7 protein-coding genes are annotated in these 10589 nt (G+C 71.7%); 2 read left to right on the top strand and 5 right to left on the bottom strand.

Annotated elements, in window-relative coordinates; genetic code table 11:
- Positions 1–7: 7 nt before the first annotated feature.
- From rplU to HLK59_RS20670, 4 genes are all read right to left on the bottom strand, one after another.
- The gene (gene rplU / locus HLK59_RS20655; protein ID WP_046259920.1) at positions 8–328 is read right to left on the bottom strand and encodes a 50S ribosomal protein L21; all 321 of its coding nucleotides are present in this window, start codon (positions 326–328) and stop codon (positions 8–10) included.
- A 239-nt stretch (positions 329–567) separates the two neighbouring features.
- Positions 568–4470, bottom strand: coding sequence for an Rne/Rng family ribonuclease (locus HLK59_RS20660; protein ID WP_171142958.1), 3903 nt, complete (start codon positions 4468–4470; stop codon positions 568–570).
- Between the two features lie 259 nt (positions 4471–4729).
- Positions 4730–5488 carry a TIGR03936 family radical SAM-associated protein gene (locus tag HLK59_RS20665; RefSeq protein ID WP_171142959.1) on the bottom strand — a complete coding sequence of 253 codons (759 nt, stop codon included), beginning with the start codon at positions 5486–5488 and terminating at the stop codon, positions 4730–4732.
- A gap of 48 nt (positions 5489–5536) precedes the next feature.
- Positions 5537–6583 (bottom strand): hypothetical protein, encoded by a 1047-nt coding sequence (locus HLK59_RS20670; protein WP_171142960.1) that lies wholly within the window; start codon positions 6581–6583, stop codon positions 5537–5539.
- Between the two features lie 213 nt (positions 6584–6796).
- On the opposite strand from HLK59_RS20670, the gene HLK59_RS20675 reads away from it, so the two are divergent.
- Positions 6797–7723 (top strand): hypothetical protein, encoded by a 927-nt coding sequence (locus tag HLK59_RS20675; protein ID WP_171142961.1) that lies wholly within the window; start codon positions 6797–6799, stop codon positions 7721–7723.
- Positions 7724–7796: 73 nt separating this feature from the next.
- Here HLK59_RS20675 and HLK59_RS20680 read toward each other — a convergent pair whose 3' ends face one another.
- Positions 7797–9299: a glycosyltransferase family 39 protein gene (locus HLK59_RS20680; RefSeq protein WP_171142962.1), complete on the bottom strand. Its 1503-nt coding sequence runs from the start codon at positions 9297–9299 to the stop codon at positions 7797–7799.
- Positions 9300–9451: 152 nt separating this feature from the next.
- On the opposite strand from HLK59_RS20680, the gene HLK59_RS20685 reads away from it, so the two are divergent.
- The gene (locus HLK59_RS20685; protein WP_171142963.1) at positions 9452–10546 is read left to right on the top strand and encodes a glycosyltransferase; all 1095 of its coding nucleotides are present in this window, start codon (positions 9452–9454) and stop codon (positions 10544–10546) included.
- Positions 10547–10589: the final 43 nt, after the last annotated feature.

A 10589-nucleotide genomic window follows, 5' to 3' on the forward strand; every position in this document is an offset into this window, starting at 1 on the left:
CAGTCCCTTACTTCGCAGCCGCGGGGATCTCAGTGACCTTGATCGCCGTGTACTGCTGGCGGTGGCCCTGACGACGGCGGTAGCCGGTCTTGTTCTTGTAGCGAAGGATGTCGATCTTGACGCCCTTGTGGTGGTCCACGACCTCGGCCTGGACCTTGATACCGGCCAGCACCCACGGGTCGCTGGTCACGGACTCGCCGTCGACAACGAGCAGGGTCGAGAGCTCGACCGTGTCGCCAACCTTGGCAGTGGAAATCTTGTCAACCTCAACGATGTCGCCGACAGCAACCTTGTGCTGGCGACCACCGCTGCGCACGATGGCGTACACGCGGATCTCACTCTCTCGCTCGGGAACGGCACCCCCGCAGTCCAGCGGCCCGACAGCGCGAGCAGCCTCTCCTGGTGGAAAAACCCGGGAGGAAGAGGTTTACGGGGATGTGACGTGTCAGTCGACACGCCGACGGTCAAGGTTACGGGGCCACGGCCGAACGGGTCAAACCGGGCCGGGCCCCCCGGGTGTGCGGCTGATCACTCGGGACCAGCCGCACACCCGGGACGAGCCGGAGCTCAGCTCTCGTCGGCGGAAGCGGAACCCGAAGACAGCACCGCCAGCGTCTGCTCGGCCGCCGCGGTCTTCTTCGCCGTCGTCTTCTTGGCGGCGGCCTTCTTGGTCGTCGCCTTCTTCGCGACGGTCTTCTTGGCCGCGGTCTTCTTGGTGGCGGCCTTCTTCGCCGTCGCCTTCTTGGCCGTCTTGCGGGCGGCCGTCTTCTTGGCCGGAGCCGCTTCCTCGACGGACTCCTCGGCGGCCGGGGCCTCCGGGGCGGTCTCCGCCGCGGGGACGACCACGACGGCCGTCTCCTCGGACGCGGTCGGCGCGGTGGCCTTGCGCACGGCACGGCGCCGCGGACGGGCCGGGGCGGCGCTCTCGGCGGGCGCCTCGGGCTGCTCGGCCTCGGCCGGAGCCTCCTCGGCGACCGGCGCGGCCTCGGTGACCGTCACGACGGCCGCCTCGGCACCCGCGGGCGATCCGGCCGGCGCGGACACCTTGCGGGTCGCACGACGGCGCGTACGCCCCTTGGGCGCGGCGTCCTCGACGACCGGGTCCTCGACGGCGACCGGCTCGGCCTGCGCCTGCGCGGCCGGCTCGACCTGCACCGGACGCTCGACCTCTTCCTCGGCGGTCACGTCCTGAGCCGTCGGGGCCTCGGCCCTCTCGGCCCGCTCGCCCCGCTCCCGCCTCGGCGCACCGGCCGGAGCCGACGACCGCCGGCTCGCCCGGCGCCGCGAACGGCCCCGGGTGGCCGCGGCCTCCGCCTCGGCGGCACTGCTGTACAGCTCCTCGTCCGCCTCGAAGACGGGCGCGGGCAGCGCGACCGGCTCGGCGACCTCGGCGACGACCTCGGCCTCGGTCTCGGCCTCCACATCCAGCTCGGCGGTCTCGACGGACTCCGCCGTCACCGCGGCCTCGTGCACGTGCTCGATGCCGCCACGCCCGCGCTTCTTGCGCTTGCCGCCGCCTCCGACGGAGGTCGGCTGCTCCATGTGGACGATGACACCGCGGCCGTTGCAGTGGACGCAGGTCTCGGAGAAGGACTCCAGCAGACCCTGGCCGACCCGCTTGCGGGTCATCTGGACCAGGCCCAGCGAGGTGACCTCGGCGACCTGGTGCTTGGTCCGGTCCCGGCCCAGGCACTCCAGCAGGCGCCGCAGCACCAGGTCCCGGTTGGACTCCAGGACCATGTCGATGAAGTCGATGACGATGATGCCGCCGAGGTCGCGCAGCCGCAGCTGACGCACGATCTCCTCGGCCGCCTCCAGGTTGTTCCTGGTGACCGTCTCCTCCAGGTTGCCGCCCTGGCCGGTGAACTTGCCGGTGTTGACGTCGACGACGACCATCGCCTCGGTCCGGTCGATCACCAGCGAACCACCGCTGGGCAGCCAGACCTTGCGGTCCAGCGCCTTCGACAGCTGCTCGTCGATCCGGTACGTGGCGAAGACGTCGACCTCGGAGGTCCACTTCGACAGCCGGTCGGCCAGGTCGGGCGCGACGTGCGAGACGTATCCGTGGATGGTCTCCCACGCCTCGTCACCGCTGACGACGACCTTGGTGAAGTCCTCGTTGAAGATGTCGCGGACGACCCGGACGGTCATGTCCGGCTCGCCGTACAGCAGCGTCGGCGCGTTGCCGTTCTTGGCCTTCTTCTGGATGTCCTCCCACTGCGCCTGGAGCCGCTCGACATCGCGGCGCAGCTCGTCCTCGCTCGCGCCCTCGGCGGCGGTGCGCACGATGACGCCCGCGTCCTCGGGGACGATCTTCTTGAGGATGGTCTTCAGACGCGCGCGCTCGGTGTCGGGGAGCTTGCGGCTGATGCCGGTCATCGAGCCCTCGGGGACGTACACGAGGTAGCGCCCAGGCAGGGAGACCTGGCTGGTGAGCCGTGCGCCCTTGTGCCCGATCGGGTCCTTCGTCACCTGGACGAGCACCGACTGACCGGACTTCAGCGCGCTCTCGATACGCCGCGGCCCGTTGGCCATGCCGAGCGCCTCGAAGTTGACCTCACCGGCGTAGAGCACCGCGTTGCGGCCCTTGCCGATGTCGATGAAGGCGGCCTCCATCGACGGCAGCACGTTCTGGACCTTGCCCAGGTAGACGTTGCCGACGTACGAGGTCGACTGCTCCTTGTTGACGTAGTGCTCGACGAGCACGTTGTCCTCGAGGACGCCGATCTGGGTGCGCTCGCCGCTCTGGCGGACGACCATCACCCGCTCGACGGCCTCGCGGCGGGCCAGGAACTCGGCCTCGGTGATGATCGGGACCCGCCGACGGCCCTGCTCGCGGCCCTCACGGCGGCGCTGCTTCTTGGCCTCCAGACGGGTCGAGCCCTTGATGGACTGCACCTCGTCGGACGGCTCGGCCTTGGGGCGGGGCTCGCGGACCTTGACGACCGTGCGCTCGGGGTCGCCGTCACCGGGCTCGGTGTCGGTGGAGCTGTCACCGGCGCGACGGCGACGGCGACGGCGGCGACGGCTGCTGGAGGACGAGGAACCGCCGTCGTCGGAGTCGTCGTCCGCGTCGTCCTCGACCTGCTCGGCGGTGTCCGCAGCGTCCTGATCGGCCCGCTCGTCCTGATCGGCGGCGAGCTCGTCGCCCTCCTCGCCGTCCGCGTCGGCGGACTCACCGCGACGACGGCGACGGCCACCACGGCGGCGGCGACGGCGCGAACCGCTCTCCTCGGCGTCCTCCGCCTCGGCACCGTCCTCGGCGTCGGCGCTCTCCTCGGCCTCGTCCGTCTCGTCCTCGGCGACAACCTCGACCACCTGGGGGGCCTCGGCCTCCTCGGCACCCCGACGGCGGCGACGGCGACGCGGCGTCTGCTCCTCCTGGAACTCCGCCTCGGGCTCCTCGGCCTCGGGCTCCACCTCGGCGGCGGCGGCCTCGGCGGCGGCCCGCTGGGGCGTCTGGAACTGCGGCTCGGCGAAGACCGGCGCCTGGAACACGGCCACGGCGGGCCGCGCGGGCCGACGCGAACCCTCGTCCTCGGCGGCCTCGTCGGCGGCGGACCGCGCGGCGGGCTCGGAGAACCCGGTGGCGGCACGACGCACGGAACGGCGGCGCGCACGACGCGGGCCGGCCTCGTCGGCGGGGGCCTCTTCGACGGCCTCCGGCTCCACGGCCGTCTCGACCGGCGCGTTCTCCTCGGCAGCACTCACGGGCGCCTCCACGCTCTCGGGCGCGGACACGCGACGCGTGGCGCGACGGCGGGACCGGCGGGGTGCCTCTTCCTCGGCGGCCGCTTCGGCGACGGCGGGCTCCGGCTCGGTCGTCGCCTGAACCTCGGTGACCTGGACGGGCTCGGTGGCCTCGGAGTCCTGCGCCGCCTCGACGGGCGCGGCGGTGCGACGGGTGGCCCGACGGCGGGTACGGGGAGCGGGCGCGGCCTCCTCGGCAGGCTCTTCCGCCTCCGCGGCGTCCTCGACCTCGGCGGCGGCCGGGGCACCGGCGGGCGCGGACGCCCTACGGGTGGCACGGCGACGCGTACGGGCAGCGGGCGCTGCCTCCTCGACGGCCTCGGGCTCGGGCTCAGCGGCGGGCTTCTCGGCCTCCTCCGCCTTCACCTCGACCGCGGCGGGTACGACGGTCTCGGCAGCCTCGGCGGCGGCCGGAGCACCAGCGGGCGCGGACGCCCTACGGGTGGCACGGCGACGCGTACGGGCAGCGGGCGCTGCCTCCTCGGCGGGTGCCTCGGTCTCCGCAGCGGCCTCTTCGGCCACCGCCGGCTCTTCGGTCTCCTCGGCGAGCGCGTCCTCGGCGGCCGGTATGGCCGGCGTCACCTCGTCCGGTGTCTCGGCTGCGGCGCCGACCGGCGGGCCCGCCGGTCGGGATGCGGCCCTGCGCCGACGACGCGGCGGCAGGGTGTCGCTGGGGGTGTTGAGTTCGGAACCCTCGGTGGGTTCGGTCGGCTCGAGCATGCGGGCGTTTCTCCCGTCAGGCTCCCGGGCGCCGCACCTGGTCCGGCGATGCCGGTGACGTCCGCGGCTCGCGCGATGCGCGGTGCCGCCGTCCGGGGCGCGGGCGCCGCACGGGAGCTCTCTGTGTCCTGTCTCGCCGGTTCCGTACACCCTGTTGGGTACGGCCTGGCGAAAGTCTTCTGGTCGGTGCGCTGCCCGACCCAGGTGGCTCCCGAGTACGAGGGCTGCGCTACGACGTCCGTCCTTCGCGGGACCTTCCCTACGCCGGCGCCTTCGCGGCGGCAGCGGCCGTTGTGAGGGCCTCAGCTGCCTCGCGGTCGGGCGCGAGCGGGTCGGTCACCGTGCCGGTCTCTTCATCGAACAGCCCCTGCGCCAGCCTGGTCACCGCTGCGGGGACCGGCGGCGCCAGGTCGGCCACGGCGCGAAGACCGGACAGGACGTCGTCGGGTCGAACGGCAGGCGTCACGTGCCGAACAACCAGCCGCAGTATCGCACAGGGCTGGTCGGTCGGCCTATCAGCCTGTGGACAGTGCGTCTCAAGTTGTACGACTGCGGAGCGGGCGTCGAACGTTCGGATGCCGTTCTTGGTCTTGCGCTGGACCTCGACGGCGTCGGCGGCATTGAAGGCGACAACGGCCCGCTCGGCCTCGTCCCCCTCCACTCCGTCGAGCCGCAGCTCCCACACCGAGGCCGTGAGCCGGTCGGCGAGCCCGGAGGTCCGGGCCTCGACCGCGTCGATGATGTCGAGCCCGGTGGGCATCGACTCGTCGAGCAGGACCCTGAGCTTCTCGGGGTCCCGCGCCTGGGTGAGGGCGATCTCCAGATACTCCGCCTCACTGCCCGTGCCGGTGGGTGCGGCATTGGCGTACGACACCTTCGGATGCGGCGTGAACCCCGCCGAGTACGCCATCGGCACCTCGGCACGGCGCAACGCACGCTCGAAAGCGCGCTGGAAGTCACGGTGGCTGGTGAACCGGAGGCGGCCGCGCTTGGTGTAGCGCAGTCGGATGCGCTGCACCGCGGGTGCGGGCGGCGGGCCTTCGGGCTGTCGCTTGCCCAGTGTCGTTCAGTCCTTCGTGAGTGCGGTCGTACTGCTACCAAGAGTACGTGTCTCGCGCCCCGACGGTTCCCGTCGGTCCACCCCGACCGTCTCCCGGGGCTCCCCGAGGAGCATCCGCCGCAGGTCGGCCCGCGCCTGCCGTACGGACTCCCGGGCGGTGGCGAGCGCCTGTCGCGTGGCCCGCCCCACACCGCGCGCGGCCTCGGCGACGGGCCGCAGCACGAGGTCCCGCAGCACATGCCCGACCGGTGTGAGCAGCGTCCGGTACACCCACCGCACCGGCTCCACGAAGATCCACCGGAAGAGGGTCCCCAGGAACCGGCCGACGGCGAGCGAGATGTGCCCGGCGATCCGCCACGCGTGCCCGAGCGCGTCCCACACCTCCCGCCCCACGACGGCGAGGAACCGCCCGAGGGGCGTGAGCACCCACCGCCACAGCGCGAGCGCCGGCAGCACGAGGAGCACGCGCGTGATCCAGTACAGGCAGAGGCCGATGCCCCGGAGGATCCAGAGCACACCGTGCCCGATGGGCGTCAGGATCCACTCGTACACCCACAGGGCGGGGACGACGACGAGATACCGCGCCAGCCACGCCACGGCGGTGTACACCCCGAGCCCGATCGCGGCGAGCCCGGCGCCGAACCCCCTGAGCACCCACATGATCCCGTGCCCCATCGGGGTGAGCACGCGCGCGTACACCCACGCGAAGCCGTGCCCGACGGGAGTGAGCACATACCGGTACAGCCACACCAGGGGCACGAGGACGAGGTACTTCCCCAGCCACCCCAGCCCCTTGCCGATCGGCACGACCACATAGCGCCACAACCCCACGAGCGGCCACACGAACACGGCCCGTCCGAGCCACAGCAGCGCCCGCCCGAACGGCCGGAGCACGGTGTCCTTCAGGAACCGTCCCGCCACCACGAGCGCGTCCCACACCATCCGCACCGGCACGACGAGCACGAGCGCGACGATCCGTACCGGGATGCGGATGGCGGTGGTGAGGCAGCCCTCGGGTTGCCGGGGCCGGGGCGACGACTTCTGCGGTTCCATACCGGCCAAGACGCGGCGGCCGACGCTCTGGATTCGCCCCGCGGGTTGCGATGCCGTCACGCCCGCTCACCCGGATCACGCAATCCGCTAGACCGTTTTACCTATTTAACGGCGCGTTTCCCGGAGCCAGGGCCGAAGTCGTGGGGCGTCCGGGTCACCCTCGCACTGAGGCCGGGACATCCCCGGCCTGCTGTGCGCAAGAGGAGTATGCCTATGAGTTCGCGACAGACACCGTCGCCGCTGGGGCCGCTGGCCCGCTCCCGGTTCCGCAAGGCCGGGATGCTCGCCTCCCTCACCCTGGTCCTCGCGACCGGAGTGGTCTCGCCCACGGCGGCGGCCGCCGCCTCCGTCTCCGACGACAAGCCGACCGCCGCGCAGCAAGGGGGCAAGAGCTGCCGCCCTCACAAGTCGAGGTCCGCGGAATCGTACGTCCCCGAGAGCAAGCCCAAGCCCAAGGACAAGTGCAAGGGCGCGACCGGGGCGACCGGGGCGACGGGTCCCAAGGGTGCGACGGGCCCGAAGGGCGCGACGGGTGCCACGGGTGCCACCGGCGCGGACGGGACGGACGGCGCGACGGGAGCCACGGGCGCGACCGGGGCCGACGGCGTGGACGGAGCCACCGGGGCGACGGGTGCCACCGGAGCGGACGGCGTGGACGGAGCCACCGGGGCGACGGGCGCTACGGGCGCCACCGGAGCGACGGGTGCCACGGGCGCTACGGGAGCGACAGGTGCCACCGGCGCCAACGCGTGCGTCGAGATCGACTCCACCCAGGACAGCAACAACTTCGAGCTGCGGGCCGCGCTGACCCCGCCGGTCATGGGCGGTCCGAACCGGACCTACGCCGGTATCCGCGACCTCACGGGGAACACCCCCGGGCCCTTCCTCTGGACCGACCTCACCGGGCACCGCGGCTACCCGCAGGACGCCTGCGGGATCTCCGTCGAGGGGCACGCCCAGGGCAACCAGGCCGAAGGCGACATGCGGATCGACGTCATCACCACCGGCGGACAGATCTACGAGACCACATGCGCGGTGGTCACCAGTGACCGCACGCTGAACTGTGCCAGCAACCCCTGGGTCCTCGTGAACAGGCAGCCGTCCATCGGCGCGGTGAACGGCGGGACCGTCGTCCCGTAAGTCCGCTCGCCCGCAGCCCGGCACAAGGGGTGTCCCGCAGGTCGTCACGGCCGCCGGACACCCCTTGCCGCGTCTACCGCCGCCCCGTGCGCTCCAGCAGACTCACCGTCATCCCCGTCACCGACCTGCTCTCGGACACCGTGTACCGCCGCTGCAAGGCACTCGCCTGCGCGGGGTCGATGGCGCTGAAGGGAAAGCCCGTCCCCTGCGTCACCAGCCAGATGCGCGGCTCGTCCCGGAGGCACAGGTCCGGCACGGAGCACTGGACCGCGTACAGGTCGTCGATCCCGGCCGGCGTCCTCGCCAGGAAGACATCGCGCAGCCTCAGGTCGCGCGGCAGGTAGTACCGCACTCCGCCGTCGAGCTTCCAGGTGTCGGCACGGTCGTAGACGACGGCGTCCCCGGGACGGTGCAGCCGCTCGATCACATCGGCCGCCGCCGCGTAGTCGAGCGGCACCGGGGCGTCGTGCTCGAACGGCTGCCGCATCTGCCTCTGGTCCGGCAGCGTGAGCACGGCCAGCGTCGCGACCAGGACAGCGGCCACCTTCCAGGACCGCGAGGCCGAGGCGACCCCGGCACCGGCGAGGAGGGCCCAGGCCGGAAGGGTGAAGAGGACGTAGACACTGCGGAAGTAGGAGACCTCACCGTGGGAGGCGGCCCAGACGAGGAGGGGAGGCAGCAGGGCCCAGGCACCGCACAGCACCAGCGGAGCCCTGCGCCCCGAGCGGGCGAGCAGGGCCAGGGCGATCAGGGCGCCACCACCCAGCGCGGACGCGAACAGGCCCTGGGCCAGGGAGAGAAGCGCCCAGCCGTCGGGCACCGGCACCCAGTACAGCTGGCGCTGGGCCTGGGACCTGCCGAGCACGGCGAGCGGGGCGACGCATCCGGCGACCGCCGCCAGTGCCACAGCGGACTTCCACCACAGCGAGCGGTCCTGCCGCGCGTGAGCCGCGAGCAGACAGACGTGGGCGAGTACGACGGACAGCGCGATCAGGTGGAGCAGTCCGGTCAGGACCAGCGCGAGTACGTAGCCGGCCCATCGCCAGGGGCTGCGCGGACGGTCCAGCACGCGCAGCAGCAGGAGCGTGGCGAGGGCGACCGCGAGAATGACGAGGGCATAGCTGCGGGCCTCCTGTCCATAACGGCTCACCGCCGGCGAGAGGGCGAAGAGCAGCCCGGCCAGAATTCCGGCCCGATATCCGAAGAGCCGCTCCCCGATGAGAGCAATGACGGACGCCGCCACCGCCACGGCCAATACCGACGGCAGCCGCAGTGAAACAACGGAATCCCCGAACAGCTCCACCCATCCGTGCATCAGCAGGTAATACGTGCCGTGTACGGCGTCCACGTTCCCCAGCGTGGCCAGGATCCGGCCGGTGTCCCGGCCCACCATGTCCCAGGTGACCAGTTCATCGCGCCCCAGCAGGGAGTCGGTCATCCCGAAGCCCCCCACCGCGAGAGCGACGGCGAACGGCCACAGCCACAGCATCACCCCGCGCCACGCGGACGCGGAATCGGCGGGGGCGGCCGGCCGGGATTCTTCGCGAGCCGTGGGGAACCGTTCGGTGATGACCATAGGAATATCTCCGGTCCGGCGACTGGAACTCCCCACTTATACATCCCGATCCACCGGCGCCCCCTTGAATGGGCCGCCAAGGCTCGATAAATTCACCAGCCGCCCCTTGCCGCCGGCGAAAAGAAAAAGCCATGAAAACGGTCTGTCTTAATATGATCGTCAAGAACGAGGCGCATGTGATCCGGCGCTGCCTCGAATCCGTGCTTCCCCTCGTCGACACCTGGGTGATCCTCGACACGGGCTCGACCGACGGAACCCAGGACATCATCCGCGAGACGCTCGCCGGCCTGCCCGGAACCCTGTACGAGAGCCCGTGGAAAGGCTTCGACCTGAGCCGCACGGAGGCGATCGAACGGGCGCGGGACAGTGCGCGCTATCTCCTGTTCATCGACGCCGACGACGTGTTGGGGACCGACCCCGGCTTCACGATGCCGGATCTGACCCACGACTGCTACGACTTCGCGGTGCACCACGGCCCGGTCGTCCACTGGCGTCCGACGATGGTGTCGACCCGGCTCCCCTGGCGGTACGTGGGCGTACTGCACGAATACCTGGAGTGCGACGGCCCGTTCGACCGGGCGCCCCTCGACGGCGTGCGCATGGTCATCATGGGCGGCGGCGGACGGTCACAGGACAGCGACCGCAAGAAGTACCTGCGGGACGCCGCGATCCTCAAGGACGGTCTCGCCAAGGAACCGGACAACGCCCGGTACGCCTTCTATCTCGCCCAGAGCTGGCGCGACGCCGACGAACCGGCGAAGGCGCTCGCCGCCTACGACCGGCGCGCGGCCATGGACGGCTTCGCCGAGGAGGCGTTCTGCGCCCGCCTCTACGCCGCCCGCCTGGCCCAGAAGCTGAAGCGCAGGACGCCCGAGGTCATGACCCGCTTCCTGGAGGCCCACGAGTACCGGCCCACCCGTGCCGAACCCCTCGGCGAACTCGCCCACCTGTGCCGTGTCCAGGGGAACCGCTGGCCGCTCGCCTACCTGTTCGCACGACGCGCGACGGAGATCCCGCAGCCCGACGACATCCTCTTCGTCGAACAGGGCTGGTACGACTGGCGGGCCCTGGACGAACTGGCGGTCTCCGCCTACTGGATGGGCGCGTACCGCGAGTCACTGGACTGCTGCGAGCAACTCCTGGACGGCGGAAAACTACCCGAACCCCACCGCCAACGGGTCACCGCCAACCGCGACTTCGCCCACGCCCGCCTGACCGTGCGCGCCCCCCGCCCAGAACCGGTATGAAACAGGGCCCCTCCCCCAGGGAAGGGCCCTGTTTCATACCGGT

The organism is Streptomyces sp. S3(2020), from assembly GCF_013044505.1.
GTDB lineage: Bacteria > Actinomycetota > Actinomycetes > Streptomycetales > Streptomycetaceae > Streptomyces.